The 15,962-nt window shown below is 64.0% G+C and carries 14 protein-coding genes; 5 read left to right on the top strand and 9 right to left on the bottom strand.

What is annotated here, in order from left to right; translation table 11 throughout:
• Positions 1 to 32 precede the first annotated feature (32 nt).
• Entirely contained in the window at positions 33 to 1,568 is a 1,536-nt protein-coding gene (locus CK221_RS19825; protein WP_095778941.1) for an FAD-dependent oxidoreductase, read from the bottom strand.
• 403 nt (positions 1,569 to 1,971) lie between these two features.
• On the opposite strand from CK221_RS19825, the gene CK221_RS19820 reads away from it, so the two are divergent.
• Positions 1,972 to 4,059, top strand: coding sequence for a GGDEF domain-containing phosphodiesterase (locus CK221_RS19820; RefSeq protein WP_245430687.1), 2,088 nt, complete (start codon positions 1,972 to 1,974; stop codon positions 4,057 to 4,059).
• On the opposite strand, the gene CK221_RS19815 is transcribed toward CK221_RS19820, so the two are convergent.
• The 4 genes from CK221_RS19815 to CK221_RS19800 all read right to left on the bottom strand — a co-directional run bounded on the left by CK221_RS19815 (position 3,983) and on the right by CK221_RS19800 (position 7,899).
• Positions 3,983 to 4,798: an oxidoreductase gene (locus CK221_RS19815; RefSeq protein ID WP_095778940.1), complete on the bottom strand. Its 816-nt coding sequence runs from the start codon at positions 4,796 to 4,798 to the stop codon at positions 3,983 to 3,985. The two genes, CK221_RS19820 and CK221_RS19815, sit on opposite strands and share 77 nt — an antisense overlap.
• Positions 4,799 to 4,876: 78 nt before the next feature.
• Positions 4,877 to 6,151: a beta-ketoacyl-ACP synthase II gene (fabF, locus tag CK221_RS19810; protein ID WP_095778939.1), complete on the bottom strand. Its 1,275-nt coding sequence runs from the start codon at positions 6,149 to 6,151 to the stop codon at positions 4,877 to 4,879.
• A gap of 39 nt (positions 6,152 to 6,190) precedes the next feature.
• Positions 6,191 to 6,757 (bottom strand): TetR/AcrR family transcriptional regulator, encoded by a 567-nt coding sequence (locus CK221_RS19805; protein WP_095778938.1) that lies wholly within the window; start codon positions 6,755 to 6,757, stop codon positions 6,191 to 6,193.
• 410 nt (positions 6,758 to 7,167) lie between these two features.
• Positions 7,168 to 7,899: a GntR family transcriptional regulator gene (locus CK221_RS19800; protein WP_095778988.1), complete on the bottom strand. Its 732-nt coding sequence runs from the start codon at positions 7,897 to 7,899 to the stop codon at positions 7,168 to 7,170.
• Positions 7,900 to 8,086: 187 nt separating this feature from the next.
• Here CK221_RS19800 and CK221_RS19795 point away from each other — a divergent pair, with 187 nt between their 5' ends.
• Together CK221_RS19795 and CK221_RS19790 are read left to right on the top strand one after the other, a co-directional pair.
• Positions 8,087 to 9,100, top strand: coding sequence for an SIS domain-containing protein (locus CK221_RS19795; protein WP_095778937.1), 1,014 nt, complete (start codon positions 8,087 to 8,089; stop codon positions 9,098 to 9,100).
• Between the two features lie 46 nt (positions 9,101 to 9,146).
• The gene (locus tag CK221_RS19790; protein WP_095778936.1) at positions 9,147 to 9,959 is read left to right on the top strand and encodes a PfkB family carbohydrate kinase; all 813 of its coding nucleotides are present in this window, start codon (positions 9,147 to 9,149) and stop codon (positions 9,957 to 9,959) included.
• Positions 9,960 to 9,962: 3 nt separating this feature from the next.
• Here the strand turns inward: CK221_RS19790 and CK221_RS19785 are convergent, their stop codons facing one another.
• The 4 genes from CK221_RS19785 to CK221_RS19770 form a co-directional block, all read right to left on the bottom strand.
• Complete coding sequence (locus CK221_RS19785; RefSeq protein WP_066993007.1) at positions 9,963 to 10,934, bottom strand: amino acid ABC transporter permease; 972 nt, start codon at positions 10,932 to 10,934, stop codon at positions 9,963 to 9,965.
• Positions 10,935 to 10,952: 18 nt separating this feature from the next.
• Entirely contained in the window at positions 10,953 to 12,233 is a 1,281-nt protein-coding gene (locus CK221_RS19780) for an FAD-binding oxidoreductase (protein ID WP_095778987.1), read from the bottom strand.
• Positions 12,234 to 12,282: 49 nt separating this feature from the next.
• Positions 12,283 to 13,110, bottom strand: coding sequence for a transporter substrate-binding domain-containing protein (locus CK221_RS19775; RefSeq protein WP_245418747.1), 828 nt, complete (start codon positions 13,108 to 13,110; stop codon positions 12,283 to 12,285).
• Positions 13,111 to 13,258: 148 nt separating this feature from the next.
• Positions 13,259 to 14,152, bottom strand: coding sequence for a LysR family transcriptional regulator (locus CK221_RS19770; protein WP_095778934.1), 894 nt, complete (start codon positions 14,150 to 14,152; stop codon positions 13,259 to 13,261).
• Between the two features lie 147 nt (positions 14,153 to 14,299).
• Between CK221_RS19770 and CK221_RS19765 the strand changes: the two genes are divergently transcribed.
• Positions 14,300 to 15,490: an MFS transporter gene (locus CK221_RS19765; RefSeq protein ID WP_095778933.1), complete on the top strand. Its 1,191-nt coding sequence runs from the start codon at positions 14,300 to 14,302 to the stop codon at positions 15,488 to 15,490.
• A complete protein-coding gene (locus CK221_RS19760) occupies positions 15,487 to 15,957 on the top strand; it encodes a cyclophilin-like fold protein (protein WP_095778932.1) in 471 nt (156 codons plus the stop codon). The genes CK221_RS19765 and CK221_RS19760 overlap by 4 nt, the downstream gene beginning before the upstream one ends.
• Positions 15,958 to 15,962: the final 5 nt, after the last annotated feature.

The following is a 15,962-nucleotide window of genomic DNA, read 5'->3' as shown; positions in this document are numbered from 1 at the left end:
CGCCCCGTGCTAACCGGACTCTGCATGCTTCATCAGGTAGCGCTCCGGCGTTCCATCTCCAATTCGGCCTTCAGGCTTTCGATGTCGCGAAAAATCGAGGCGACCGCCAGTGTGCGTCCCTTGCGCTTGAAACGCAGGAGGCAATCTTTGGCGGCGATGTCGCCTTCCACCGCGATCTCGTCCCATCGCTCCGCATGTCCAACGTAGTTGATCGGGACGTCATAATGCTGGCTCCAGAAGAACGGGACGGCAGTGTATTTCTCGCGCTGTCCGAGCATGTTCAGAGCAGCCGTCTGCCCCTGCCTTTCTGCGACCACCCAGTGCTCGACCCTGATGTTTTCGCCGGAGTGGGGATCGGGCCATCGCGCAATGTCGCCTGCCGCGAAAACGCCCGGCGCGCTCGTCTCCAGAAAGGCATCCACCATGATGCCGCGGTCGAGCCTGAGCCCAGCCTTTTCGGCAAGCCCGAGCCGCGGCCGCACGCCGATGCCGGCGACGATGAGATCCGCGGTCAGCGTAAGGCCGCTGCTCAGTTGCACGTTCGTGCCGTCGATCGCGGCCGCGGTGTCCTTGAGATGAAAGACGACGCCATTTTGCTCGTGGAGGCTGCGGATGAAGTCGCCCATCTGCGGCCCGAGGACCCGCTCCATCGGCCGTTCGTCGGGCGCGACGACATGAACTTCGATGTTCCGCGCACGCAGGGACGCGGCAACCTCGAGGCCGATGAAACTGGCGCCCAGCACGATGGCGCTGCGGGCCGTCTCGGCTTCCTCGATAATCGTGCTGCAGTCGGAGAGCGAGCGCAGCGTATGGACCTGTGGCTGATCGGCGCCCGGGATCGTGAGGCGGACCGGTTCGGCTCCCGTAGCAAGCAGCAAACGGTCGTAGGCAGTTCGGTTCCCGTCTGCGTGCACGATCTCGCCGGACCCGACATCGATGTCGGCGACGCTCGTCTTGAGGCGCAGATCAATGCCGTTCTTGGCATAGAAGCTTTCCCCGCGCAGCGGAACCCAATCCGACGGCGCCTTGCCGGCGAGGTAATCCTTGGAAAGGTTGGGGCGATCGACGGGCGGCGCCTCGTCGTCGCTGAGCATGACGATGCTGCCCTGATGGCCTTCACGACGCAGTCTTTCGGCGGCTGCGAAACCAGCCGCGCCGCCTCCGACGATCACGATTCTGCCGGCAAACTGGCCAGCTCCTCCGCTGCTGGGCTTTTGAGCCGCTCGCTTGCGCTTCTCGCCCACGAATATGCGATCGCCGCGCTGTTCCACCGACCAGCAGGCGAGTGGACTGAACGCAGGCGCACGCACGGCTTCGCCGGTGCGCAAATCGAAGCAGGCGTGGTGCCACGGACATCGAACGGTACCCTCCACGACAAGACCGTCGACCAGCGGCCCGCCATAATGCGTGCACGCCGCCCCGATTGCGAAGACCTCTGTCCCGCGGCGCACCAACAGCACCTGTTCATCGCCATAGTGACCGACCAGCTTTGCGCCATCGGCAAGGTCGGATAGCGCGATACCTTGGGCCAGATCCGGTCCGCTCGATTTAGAGTGGTCTTGAGCCATCTTCTTTCTCCCTGCGCTATTCGATTGGAGTCCGACCGAGCCAGACTGACTCCCGACGCTGGTTTGGGCAAATCAACGAATCGCCTGGCCTGCTTTGCGCCAGTCGATGAGCAAAGTTCGAGGCCCGTCGCGACATCGAAACCCATCCTTTGGTGACCGTAGCGGCCGACGAATGATTTGATGGAGTTTCCTCAGATCGGTTTCCAAAGGACTGACAGATTTTCGCAAGCTCCCGCCACACCGGGGGGGCGGGCCGGACTGTCGCGCTCGCCTATCCATGACTGATGCGCCGTAAGTCGCTGAAATCCTTAACGCGATTTTCATTCCGCTCGTTTAGCCACTAGGCATGAGAGATTCCGACCAGCCTGGCCCAGGTTCAGCCCTTCAGGGGCAAAGCGAAGCCGTGGAAGCGGGAATTCTGCGGGATCAGTTCGCTGACCTGAAGAAGGGCCTTTTCATCTCGATGCCCATCGGCACCGTTCTCTCGGCCCTGATCCTGGCCGTGCAGATGCTCTCGGGCGGTGGCCCGGCGGCGGTTCTGTGGTTTGCGGCGGTCACCATCATCAACGGCGCCCGCATAGGACTGGCGCTCGCCCAGCCGGAAATTGCCTTTGATGGGCCCGATAGCCGGTCGAGGCCGGTCGATGCGCGACTTTCCGTTTACGGGCTGTTGGCGCTGGCATCGGGCATCGCCTGGTCTTTTCTGGCCGTGCTATCGCATGGATACACCACCCCCCAGGCGCCGCTCTATCTGGTCGTCCTCGCCGGCCTGTCGGCCGGTTCGGTCACCTATGGTGCGTCATACGCGCCGGCTTCGATCAACTTCTTGACATTGCCGCTTCTGATCGCCGCAGGATGCGTGTTGGCGAAAGGCAATATCGAGAACTACGTCCTCGGCTTCACGGTCCTGCTTTTTCTTGGAGGCATGATCAGAAGCTCGCTGCTCGGGCAGGCTCGCTTCAAGGAGACGAGCCGCCTCAAATACGAAGCGCGGGCGTTCGCGGCCCGGATGGAACGAAACTCCAGGTGCGATCCGCTGACGAACTTGCTCAACAGGCACGGGCTCGAGCACGCAATCGGCGAGATGGGTTTTTCCGACGGTCCGTTCGTGACCATGCTGATCGATCTCGACGGCTTCAAATCCGTCAATGACACCTATGGTCACAATATCGGCGACGACCTGCTGGTCCGGGTCGCGCGCAGGATAGAGAACCACGCGCCGCCGGGGGCAACGATCGCGCGCATCGGCGGCGACGAGTTCGTGCTGCTCTTTCCCGCCGCAAGCTCGCAGCACTCGATAGACGAGCTTGCGTCCTTGATCATCGCGGCCATCGCCAATCCGGATCCGGCATTGAAATCGGTGCGTGTCGGCGCCTCGATCGGGATCTACGTATCGGAGACACCGCGACTGACGGAGATGCTGCTGCGCGCCGACTTCGCGCTTTACGCGGCCAAGCGCAGCGGCAGGAACGAATACTGCCTCTTCGATGCCGAGCTCGATCAAGGGCTCGAACGCAAGCACTGCATCGAGCGCGACCTGCGCGCAGCCATCGAGAGAGGCACGCTTTGCTCCTGGTTCCAGCCCATCGTTCGGCTGGACACGCAAGCGGTCGCCGGCTTCGAAGCGCTGCTGCGGTGGCAGCACCCGGTTCACGGCGCCATTCCCCCGCCGGAGATCGTGACAGCGGCACGCGAAACCGGTCTGCTTTCCTTGCTGACGGAGAAGGTCTTTCTCAATTGCTGCTCCATGATCGAGGAACTGGCGAGGAAAGGGCGCCAGGATGTGCGCGTTGCGATGAATCTGTCGCCGCGTGAACTCGAGGCAGGCAATGTCGACGATATGATGCTGGACATCCTGAAGACGAGGAATGTCCCCGCGGCCATGCTCGAGATAGAGATCACCGAAGAGGCGCCCGTGGATCGCGCCCGGGTCGACGAAAAGCTGGAACGCCTGGCGGACGCGGGCATATCGATCGTGCTGGACGATTTCGGCACCGGCTTTTCGACCCTGGTTTCGCTGAAGGACAGTCGGATCCGCAAGATCAAGATCGACAAGGACTTCGTTCGCGATCTGGCCAAGTCCGTGGAAGATCAGGCGCTGGTCAAGGCGGTCATTGATCTCGGACGAACGCTTGGCATAGAGGTCATGGCGGAGGGGGTCGAAACGGACGCCGATCGCCTGATCCTGCGCTCGCTCGATTGCATGATCGGGCAGGGCTTCCTCTTCTCGGCAGCGCTTCCCATGCACGATGCGCTGGCCTTCGAGCCGAGGCATTTCGACACCTCTGCCGCCGCAAGGGCCGCCTGTGATCCCGGGCAACTCCCGTCGCAGCGCCGCCTAAGGGGGTGGGCGGCTGCGGCTGCCCAACTCCTGTGTCAGAGAGCCTCGAAAGACCCTGTCGGCGACTTGGATATCAGGCCGGCAGGCCGTTTTGCTTTCGCAGGCTCTTGTCGAAGGCGGATTCGGGAACGAAACGGCGCAGCAAGCTGATCTGGCGAGCCATTTTTCCGGCAGCATAGCGCCTCCGTGGAACGGAGGCGGTCGCCGCTTGCAAGACCGTCTTGGCCACGATCTCGGGCGCATCGCCTGTCTCGATGGCTTTCCGCAGAACCACATCCATGCCGGCGCGCGCGGTGCCATAGATGTCCAGCAACTGATCGGGCCTTGCGAGATTTTCTTCAAACGACGTGCGGGTGTAGGCGGGCTCGACCAGCACCACGCGAATTCCGAACGAGCGCAGTTCATGGTCCAGCGATTCTGAATAGCCTTCGATCGCATGCTTGGTCGACGCATAGAGAGCGGAATAGGGAGCCGGAATCAGGCCCAGCACGGAACTCAAATTCACGATTCTGCCGCTCCGTTGGCGTCGCATTGTCGGCAGCACCGCGTTGGTCATCCGGATGACACCAAAGACATTGACATCAAACAGCGCCTGAGCCTGCGCAGTCGAGGATTCCTCCGCGCCGCCGAGCAGGCCGATGCCGGCATTGTTGACGAGCAGGTCTATGCGTCCGGTTTCGGCCAGCACCTCTTCGACCAGCTTCGATACGGACGCGTCGTCGGTCACGTCGCCGGTCAGCATGGTAACGCCGTCGGACTGTTCGGAGATCGCGCGACGGCTGGTTCCGAACACGCGAAAGCCCGCGTTCCGGAGGGCTGCGGCTGTTGCGCGCCCGATGCCCGAGGATGCGCCTGTGACGAGGGCGACGCCAGGATTGGTCTTTTCCATGAGATCACTTTCTTGCGGCTGGAGTGGGGAAATCGGAAGGCCGAAACAAAAGCCTCAGCCAGGGAGCGGCTCGACCGTTCATGCCTGTCCGTCCCAGCGCCGGAACAGCGCGCTGGCGTTCACACCTCCGAAGCCAAACCCATTGGAGATCGCGTAGTCCATTTCCATTGGCCGGGCTTGGTTCGCGACGAAGTCTATGCCGTCGCCGGCCGGATCGGGCGCGCCCAGATTGAGGGTTGGCGGCGCCACCTGGTCCCTGAGCGCCAATATCGTGAAGATCGCGCCGAGCCCGCCGGCAGCGCCGAGCAGGTGTCCGGTCGCCGACTTGGTCCCGCTGACGGCGATCGAGAAATCCGCGCCGAAGACCCTTTTGATCGCTTCGATTTCTCCCAGGTCGCCCACCGGCGTGGAGGTCGCATGCGCATTGAGGTGGCGGATGTCGCGTGGCGAGATGCCGGCCTGGGCAATCGCGATCTCCATCGCACGTCGCGCGCCATCGCCGTCCTCGGGGCCGGAAGTGACATGATGGGCATCCGCCGTGGTGCCGTAGCCGACGACCTCGGCGAGCGGTTTCGCGCCGCGAGCCAGCGCATGGCTCAATTCCTCGATGACCAGGATGCCGGCGCCTTCGCCCATGACGAACCCGTCCCGCGACATGTCGAACGGACGAGAAGCTTGATCGGGGCGGTGATTGAAGGAGGTCGAAAGCGAGCGTGCCGCTGCGAAGCCGCCCAAGCTGACGGTGTTCATGCATGCCTCGGTGCCGCCGCACAAAGCGATATCGGCCTCATCGGCGCGGATGATGCGAGCCGCATCGCCGATGGCCTGGATGCCGGCGGCGCATGCGGTTACCGGCGCGCCGATGTGGCCTTTGAAGCCGTAGCGGATCGAGACGTGGCCAGCCGCGAGGTTCACCAGGAAAGACGGCACCGTAAACGGTGAAAGCCGCCGAACGCCGCGCTGGTCGACGGTCCGTACCGCCTCGGTGATGGCGGGAAAACCTCCGACACCGGAAGCGATGATCGTCGCCGTGCGAACCCGATTCTTTTCCGAGGGCGGTTTCCATCTCGCCTGGGCAAGCGCCTCTTCCGCAGCGGCCAGCGCGAACAGGATGAAGCGGTCGACCTTGCGCTGATCCTTCGGCGCCAGGAAAGCGTTCGGATCGAGGCCGGCTTGGGGATCTTCCTCCAGGGAAGGGACCACGCCGCCGATCTTCGCCGGCAAATCTTCCACCACCTCGTCCGCGAGCCTGCGGATACCAGAGCGGCCGGCCAGGAGACGCGACCAGGACGTCTCGACATCCGCCGCAAGCGGCGTGACCGCGCCCATGCCCGTTACAACAATCCGTCGCATCTATTCTCCTATCAATCCCAGTCGTCAGTCCCGCGCGGTTCAAGCCGTGACTGCGTCGCGAACCTGTTCGGCCGCCGCATCCAGAAAGGCCTGAGCGAGGTCGGGATCGTTGACGACGCGCGACAATGTCAGCGCGCCGACCATCGTCGAAAGAATGGCCATGGCCTTGCTGTTGGGCTCTTCGCCAATCAATCGGCCGATGATTTCGAGATACTGTTTGATGCCGGCTTCGAACGACCCTTTCACCTCGGCCCCCTGTCTCGCGGCATCCGAGCAGAGCGCCGCGACCGGGCAGCCGTCCATCCTTTGCTCGCGATGGCCCATGCTGAGGTAAAATGCCATCACCGCCCCAAGCGGATCGCGGGGATTGGCTGCGGTCGCCGTCGCCCATCGGGCAGCCGTACTCTCCACCGCCCGTCTGGACGCCTGTGCGACCAAGTCCTCCTTCGACGCGAACTGCTTGTAGAAGGCGCCTTGGGTCAGCCCGGCACCCTTCATCAGATCCTTGAGGCCGATGCCGTCGAACCCATGTTCCCGAAAAAGGCGGCTGGCCACGTCGATCACGGTCTGCCGGTTCTTCTCAGCCTGAATGCGGCTCACGCGCATGATCGGCCTCCATATTTAGATTGCGTACGAAATCTATATGCCATTTAGAGACTGAGCGCAATCTAATTAAGGATCCGGGATAGGCGGCTCGTCGGGGGCTCAGGTTTGCTGCAGGCCAGATGCGCCCGCCGACCGGGATTCCGTGAGCTTCTCCTTGCCGGGCCACCGCGAACAGCTCTACGCGCTCTCGAGATCCGGTGGGGAGGTGATCCACCGGGGCCGACAAGCATCTGCGCGCCAACACGCTGCCGGGCTAACCGCCACGCAGCGTGCAACTGCCGGACGGTGGATCTCAGAGCGTTGGCCAGGACCTAAGAAAAGACGCGTGAACCAGAGGACCTGTTCGAAGGCTATGCGGCAGCGCCCCAGCGAACACCGCCGTCGCCGGCCCGATTCGCCGGCGTTGGGCGTCACCGCCGTGCGAAGCTGAAGGCGAAATGGCTGCCGCGATGATAGACAGCGGCATAGACGACCGGTGTCCCGGTCGCATCGAAACAGGTTTCAGTAATGAGCAGCGCCGGCCCAAAATCGCGCAGGTCGTTGCGTTGCACGATTTCGTCCGGCAGCGTCACGGCTGAAACCGAGGCGGCCGACATACGCGGCTGATGGCGGTTTTTCTCCAACAGCGCGAGCAGCGAACCACTCCATTCGATGTCGAAAAGGCGGCCGGGCAAAAGGCCGCGCGGCACGTAATCCAGCGAGTAGATCAGGGGCACGTCGTTGTGCAGCCGCAGCCGTTCAAGCCTTATGACGCGCTCTCCGTCGGCCAGCCGCAATTGCTGCCGGATCACCGGATCGGGCGTTTCCTCGGCGATAGACAGAACCTTGTTAATGGTGTCGTAGCCATAATGGCGTGACATGTCGGTCACGCTTTCGAACATCGTGATCGGCCGGTCGACCTGCACGGCAGAGTTCGCCGTGACAAAGCGGCCGAGGCCGTGGGTGACGGAAATGGCGCCGTCCTGTTCGAGAAGTTTCAGCGCTTCGCGCAGGGCAGGGCGCGAGATGCGGAAGCGCTGCGTCAACTGCGACTCGGTCGGCAGCCGGTCGCCGGGCTTGAGCCCCTCACTTCTGATCAGGTCGGCAAGGCGGTCGCGGAGCTGGACCGCCAGTGTGCGCGCATCGCGAAGCGGCTCGTCCAAGTCCTTTATCCCCATTGTGCCAACTCTCCTTTTGCTGTCGGACAATCGCGGCTAGGTCAAGCGGGGCATGTCGGTGGCGCCTCACTTGCTGTATATGAAAATGGACCGGAGCCGGTCCGCAAGATTTCTCTTGAAATGCGCTTATGAAGATGTCAGTTGTCTTACAACTGAAGCGACCGAGGGAACGATGCTCAATTTGGACGAAGCCCGGTTTGTACGCATTCAATCGGGGGCGGTGGCCTTGCGGGAGCGCATCGAAACCGCGGTTGCGCAATGTCTCGCCGGCGGGGCACAAAACATCTTCTTCCTCGGCACCGGGGGCGCGGCGATTCTGATGCATCCGGCCGCGCAATTGCTGCAGCGCCGGTCCGGCTTTCCCGCCTTCGTCGATATCACTGCCGAGCTGCAGCTTGCCCAATCCGTGCACCTGACCGAGAAGTCGATCGTCGTGCTGCCTTCGCTCTCGGGCACCACCAAGGAAAGCGTGGCGCTGCTGGCTAGGATCAAGGAGGTCGGAGCGACGGTGATCACGCTGGTCGGGCATGAGGAGACGCCGCTCGGCAGGGGCGGGGACCACGTCTTCGTCAACTTCGCTGAGGATGACACCTCCTGCGAGTCCTTCTACCTCCAGTCGCTGTTCATCGCGCTTTCGGTGCTCAAGCATCGCGGCGAGATGGCCGAATCCGAACGGATTTTCGCCGAGCTGGCGCAGTTGCCGCGATTGCTGCTGGAGGTGAAGCGGAGCTATGAAAAGCAAGCCGCCGACTTCGCCCAAAAACTGGCCGCCTCCGACTATCACATCATAACCGGCGCCGGGAACGTCTGGCCGCAGGCTTGGTATTACGGCATGTGCATCCTGGAAGAGATGCAATGGATCCGAACCCGTCCGGTGCATGCCTCCGATTTTTTCCACGGCACGCTGGAGCTGGTGGAAAAAGACGTGAGCGTTGTTGTCTTCAAGGGCGAGGACAGCGCCCGGCCGCTGGCCGAGCGGGTCGAGAATTTCGCAGCTAACTACACGGACAAGACGACGGTGCTCGACACGGCCGCCTTCGAACTGCCCGGGATTTCTGCGGACGTGCGCGCGCTGGTTTCGCCGGTCGTGCTGGCCACCGCCCTCGAACGCGTCAGCGCTCATCTCGAGGTGATCCGCAACCACCCGCTGACGACGCGCCGCTACTATAAACGCGTAGCCTATTGAGCGCGTGCCTTTAGCGGCAGCGCTTCATGGCGTAGCAGAGGGGGATATGACGGCTCAATTTCGATTTGCCGCCGTCGGCGACAATTGCACTGACCGCCTCGGCTTGCCGATCGGGCGCTCGCTGGTCGGCGGCAACGCGCTCAACGTCGCCGTCCAGCTCGCCCGGCTTGGCAATAGGAGCTTCTATTTCGGTGGCGTCGGCCGCGACGCCGAAGGCGAGCGCACCCGCGCCGAGCTCGAAGCCAATCGGGTCGTGGTCGACCACCTGCGCGTCGGCGACCGCAACACCGCCTGGACCGACATCAAAGTGTTGCCGTCAGGTGAGCGGCTGATCGCCGCCGAGGATTTCGGCGCCTGCGCCGGATACGCGCCGCACGAGGCCGAACTTGCGATCCTGGAGGCGATGGATCACGTCCATATCGGCTGGCTGGATGACGGCGGCGCCTTGCGCAGGCGCCTGTCGCGGGCAGGCGTCAGCGTCTCGCAGGACATTTCGGTCAACGCCGATCCGGCCAATCTCGGCGTCGAGGGCCTGAGCATAGCCTTCTGCTCGACCGGCGAACCCTATGGTGCCGCGGCGATGGCGGCGGATCTTCTGTCGCGCGGCGCAGGCTGCGCCGTCGTCATGCGCGGTGCCGAGGGGTCGATGGCGTTCACTGCCCGCGAGCGCGCCGAGACCGGCATCCGTCCGGTCGAGGTCGTCGACACGACCAGCGCCGGCGACAGTTTCATTGCCGGCTTTCTCCACGCCTGGCTGGCCAAAAAGCCGCTGTTGCAATGTCTCGAAAGCGGCCGCGATCGCGCCGCGCTGACCTGCTGCCATCTCGGCGGCTTCCCCCAGGAGGGAATGCCGCACTGAAGTTCAGCGCTTCAGCGAGCGCCCGAACCGTTCCTCGATGCGGGACTGCAGGAATTCGAGCCCGATCGACAGCAGCCAGTAGATCATCGAGGCGGTGATCAGCATCTCGATGTGCCGGAACTCGGTCTGGCCCTGCGTGCGCGCCAGATACATGATCTCCCATACGCCGACCACCGAAATCAGCGAGGAATCCTTCAGCATCGCGATGAATTGGTTGCCGGTCGGGGGAACGATGACGCGCATCGCTTGCGGCAGGATCACCAGGAACATCGTCTGGTTGGGGCTGAGGCCAAGCGCGGTGGCGCCCTCCGTCTGGCCGCGCGGAATGCTTTCGATGCCGGCCCGGAAAATTTCGGTCATGTAGGCGCCGTAGCAAAGCGACAGCGCCATGATGCCGGCGGGCACGGCCCCGATCACGTAGCCGACCTGCGGCAGGCCGAGATAGATGATGTAGATCTGCATCAGCAACGGCAGCCCGCGGAACAGCGAGGTGTAGAACGTTGCCAGGCCATAGACGACGCCGTTCTTGGAGAGCTTGGCTATGGCGCCGATGAAGGCGATGACCGTGGCGATGGCGATCGAAATGGCGGAGATGTAGAGCGTCGTCACCACGCCCTGCGAGACGAGGAAGCCGATCTTCCTGGCAATGAAAGAGAACGACAGGTCGAAGGAATAGAAGAACAGCATCAGCAGCACGAACAGCTCGATCCACACCGCAACGATCTGCTGTTTGCGCCCGAGTTGCTGCAGGGCTTTCCAGTTGGCCGCCGCGATCAGCGCGATCAGCACCGCCGAAACGCCCCGCGCTGCCGCGGGATTGGCGGCAAGCCATTCGAGGGAGCTCGGAACCAGCTTGCCGATCCAGTCGGCTTTGATGCCAAGCCCGTAGAGGCCTGCAGCGAACGCGGCGAGCGCCAGGCACATGCCGATGCGACGCGCGGCGTCCGGATAATTGAGCAGCAGTCTGCCGATCACCTGTCGATCTCCCTGTGGTCAGCGGGGGCGTTCGCGCCACCAATCCTGCGCCTGTAGCTTCCAATAGGTGAGTTGCGCCGCGGCAAGCCCGACCGGCCCGCCCGCCCAGGTCAGTCCGAACCGTTCGAACAGCCGGTAACGGTCCGACTGGCCGAGTATCGCCTCGGCCACCACCTTGCCGGCCATGGCGGTGGTGTTGATGCCATGGCCGCCAAACGCCGTGAGATACCAGACGCCTGGCTGCAGCTGTCCGATCTGGGGCATCAGGTGCCGGGCGTAGGCCATCAGCCCCGACCAGGCGAGTTCGGTCTTGAGCGCAGCGAGCTGAGGATAGGTTCCGACCATCTCCCGGCGCAATTCCCTGGCCAGCGCCGCCGGCGAAGCGGCCCGCGTGGTGATGCGCCCACCCCAGAGCAGCCGCCGCCCGTCTTCCACGGCGCGGTAGTAGTCGCCGGCGCGGCGGCTATCGCCTATGCCGTCGGTCGTCGCGATGGCGCTGGCGATGAGCTCCGGGGCCTCCTCGCTCAGCATCACATAGGTCGCAATCGGCAACATGGCCCGCCTCAACTGGCCGAGCAGCCGTCCTGTGTAGCCGCCGGTGGCGAACACCGCCTGCCGCGCGCGTACTTCGCCGTTTGCTGTGCGCATGGTCTTTTGCGGGCCGTCGAGTCTCGCCTCGACGGCGCTCGACGCCTCGTGGATCCTGCCGCCCAGCCGCTCGATCTCCTCGGCGACGGAGCGCAGATAGTTGAGCGGATGAATGTGGAAGGCGTTGGCGTCGCGCAGGCCCTGATAGTAGCGCTCGGACTGCAGCACCGCGCGCACCTGGTCACGCTCGAGATATTCGAGCGGATAGTCGAAATCCCGCGCCAGCCGTTCGGCGTGGGCCTTCAGTTCGGCGCCGCCGTCATGGCGAAGCACGCCGATAATTCCGGGGCGAGGCTTTGCCGTCTTGATGTCGAGATCCTTGATCGTCTGGCGCACGAATTCGACCCCTTCGATCGACAATCGGTGCAGCTTCTGTGCCGCCGCGGTGCCGGCCATCGCGGCGATATTGTCGCTGCCGGTGGCGAAGCCGGGGCTGACGAAGCCGCCGTTGCGGCCCGAGGCGCCGAAGCCGACGCGCTCGGCTTCGAGCAGGACGACTTCGCGCCCGGCGCGGGCCAGCTGCAGCGCCGTCGTCAGACCGGCCAGTCCGCCGCCGACAATGACCGTGTCGCATTCGGCCAGACCGGCCAAAGGTGGTCTGACCTTCTCGTCGGCAAGCGTGCGGCGATAGTAAGTATCGGGATAGGTCATGATGAATCGCATGAGAGCGGGCGGCCTTGAAAGCCGCCCGCGAAGAACGTCAGTCGGCGCTGTAGTTCTTGCCGTACCATTTGGTGGTCAGCGTGGCGAGCGTGCCGTCCTTTTTCATCTCGTCGATGATGCCGCCGACCTTGGTGGTCCACTCGGCGTCACCCTTGTCCGCGATCACCACCAGCGGCTCGCGGAAGGCGTAGTCGCCCTCAAGGATGCGCAGCGGATACCCGTTCTTTATGGCGTTCTGGGCGGTCTGCTCGGGAGCGATGACTGCGTCGAGCCGCACGCCGTCCCCAAGTCTCAAATCGTCGAATGGCAGCATGGAATCGGCAAAGGTCCGTATCTCGCCGGGTTGCAGCTTGTATTCGACTGGCGGAAGGCCGGGAGCGTCGATCTCCAGCTGACGGCGGATGAAATCTTCCGAAGTCGTGGCGGTTTCGACACCGATCACCTTGCCGTTCAGGTCGTTCACGGACTTCGCCTTGCTGTCCTTGTGGACCACATAAACATAAGGGCTGTAATAATAGATGCCGGCGAAATCGATCACCTTGGCCCGGGCCTTGGTCGGCGTCACCGAGCCGACGCCGAGGTCGTAGCGGCCCTGCCAGTGGCCGCCGGTCATTGTGGCCCAGTCGGGCGTCTCGAAGCTGACCTCCACGCCCAGACGCTTGGCGATCTCTTTCGAGACGTCGATATCAAACCCCACCAACTGGTTGCTTTCGTCGAGAAAGCTCTGCGGCGGCCAGCCGCTGTTGGTCGCGACCACCATGGCCTTCTTGGATGTGACGCGATCCAGGGTTTCTCCCGCTCGCGCTGCCGACACGAATGCGAGCGCGCCGGCAGCCAGCGCGAAACAAGCGATCAATCTCCTCACGAAACCTCCCTCTCGTATGTAAGATGTCTGACAACGCAATTGTCCGGAAGGGGCAGGGCGAGTCAAGCATCTTTTGTCGGGCATTGCCGAGTTCAGCCTGCAATGGGCGTCCAGGCGCTGGGCGCTCGTGCCGCCCCCAGCCCCAGGCTCAACTCCGATGCCGAAGCGCCTCGACGACGACTGCCATCGCCGGAGAAAGCTGCCGCCGGCTCGGATAATAGAGGTGATAGCCCGGAAAGGGCAGGCTCCAATCATCGAGCACGAGCGTCAGCCGCCCGTCCGCGATGTGGCGGCTGACGAGGTTTTCCGGGACATAAGCGATGCCGTAGCCGCTTAGCGCCGCATCGATCATCGGCAGGGTCGAGTTGAAGGTCAGCTGGCCATCGACCCGGACCCGAAGCTCGCGGCCCTTCTTCTCGAACTCCCAGGCATAGAGCCCGCCAAACGTCGCCTGCCGCAGGCCGATGCAGTCATGCCCGACGAGATCCTGCGGTATCCTCGGGACTGGGCGGCGGGAGAAATACTCCGGCGAGGCGATGGCCACCAGCCGCCAGTCGGGGCCGATCCGCACCGCGATCATGTCCCTGTCGACGCTCTCGCCAAGCCGCACGCCGGCGTCGAAGCGCTCCTCCACGATGTTGCGCATGCCGTTGTCGCTGTAGAGCTCGACGCGCAAGTCGGGATAGTCGCAGAGCATCGGCTCGAGCTTCGGCCAGACCGTCGTCTGCAACGCATGGTCGGACAGCGTGATGCGTACCGTGCCAGCGGGCTTGTCTCGGAAGGCGACCAGACCCGCGAGATCGGCCTCGATCTCCTCGAAGCGTGGGGCGAGCGACTGGTAGAGCCGCTCGCCGGCTTCCGTCGGCGCCACGCTTCGCGTCGTGCGCGTAAGCAGGCGAACGCCAAGGCGGGCTTCCAACTGCTTGATGGTGTGGCTGAGCGTCGACTGTGACGTGCCGAGTTCCGCTGCTGCCCTGGTGAAGCTGCGCTCCCGGGCGACAGCCAGGAACCACAGCAAATCTTTCATGTCGCCGCGCTGCATGTTGAACCTCCTGGTCGATTTATATCACAGGTCGATAAGTCCATACGGATTATCGGCTCTAATCGAATTGGTTGCACTGCAATATCTTCCGGGCAGGTCGCGGCGGCCGTGGCGATTCCGGCGCCCCGCTTGCAAGGATGCCCACGAATGGAAACCACTTACGACACAAGGCTTGTCGAAGACCGCGCCATGCGGGGCGCGGTGCTCTCGATGGCGCTTTGCGTTTCGGTGCTCATCGCCTCGGAGTTCATGCCGGTCAGCCTGCTGTCGCCGATCGCGACCGATCTCGGTATCACCGAGGGTCGGGCGGGCCAGGCGATCTCGATTTCGGGCATTTTCGCTGTCGTGACCAGCCTGCTGGTCGCCGGTCTGACGCGCCGCATCGATCGCAGGCTGGTCGTCACCGGCTTCACCGTGCTTCTCATCGCGTCCGGGCTTGCCGTCACCTTCGCCCCGAACTACGCGTTCCTGATGGCCGGCCGCGCGCTGCTCGGCATGGCGATCGGCGGCTTCTGGTCGATGTCGACCGCGATCGTCATGCGCCTCGTCCCCGAGGAGCAGGTCCCAAAGGGCCTCGCCATGCTGAACGCCGGCAACGCCGTCGCGGCCACCATTGCCGCGCCGCTGGGCAGCCTGCTTGGGGCCTATGCCGGTTGGCGCGGCGCGTTCTTCCTGGTCGTGCCGCTCGGGTTCCTGGCGCTCGTCTGGCAGTGGCTCAGCCTGCCACCGCTCCCGCCGCGCCGGCGAAAGCGGCCGGGCAACAGCCTGGCTCTTCTCGGCCGTCCTCCGGTCGCCATCGGCATGGCATCGGTCATGATGCTGTTCATGGGCCAGTTCGCGCTCTTCACCTATCTGCGTCCCTTCCTCGAAAGGGTCACCCAGGTCGACGTCGCGACGCTTTCGGCGATCCTGCTGGTCATGGGGCTCGCGGGCGTCGGCGGCACCTGGTGCATCGGCCGGCTGCTGCGCGCGCGTCTGTTCAGCATCCTGATCGTCATTCCGCTGGTCATGGCCGTGCTTGCGCTCGCGCTCATCGCCCTCGGCGCAATACCCCTTCCCACGGCCCTGCTGCTTTTCGTCTGGGGTTTCTTCGGCACGGCCGCGCCCGTCGGCTGGGGCACCTGGCTCAGCCGCACGCTGCCTGAAGACGCGGAGGCCGGCGGCGGGTTGCAGGTGGCCGTCATCCAGCTTGCCATTACCGGCGGCGCCGCGATCGGCGGCACGCTTTTCGACACGGTCGGCTGGTGGGGAGCCTTTGCCTTCGGCGCGGCGCTGCTTTGCGGATCGGCGCTCGCCGCGTTCGCCGCATCGCGCATGGGCGGGAGGGCCGTGCCATGACGACCGACCGTCCCACGCTCAGCCGCCGCATTTTGCTCGGCGCCGCGCTCGCATCAACGCTCCTGCCGCGGCGCGCCCGCAGCCAGCAGGGCAGGGGCCCGGCCAGCCAGGAACCCGCCGACATGAAGATCAGAATGACATTCGATGGCCGAACCATGACGGCCACGCTCTACGACAATCCTTCGGCACGCGATTTCTTTTCCATGCTGCCGCTCGATCTCACGATCGACGACTACGCGCATAACGAGAAGATCGCCTATCTGCCGCGCAAGCTGACCGAAGAGGGCAGCGGCCCGTTCGGCAACGAGCAGCCCTATGACCTCTGCTATTTCGTGCCCTGGGGCAATCTGGCCATGTTCTACGCCGACTACCGCCATCCCGGGCTGATCAGGCTCGGCCGCTTCGACGGGGGCGAAGAGGCCCTGCACATACGCGGCGAGTTCCCGCTGCGCATCGAACGCATGTGAGAACG

Origin of the sequence: Mesorhizobium sp. WSM3868 (assembly GCF_002294785.1) — a bacterium.
In the GTDB taxonomy this organism is placed as follows: Bacteria; Pseudomonadota; Alphaproteobacteria; order Rhizobiales; family Rhizobiaceae; genus Mesorhizobium.
The sequence above is the reverse complement of the archived record's forward strand: the minus strand, read 5'-3'. Positions and strand labels throughout refer to the sequence as shown.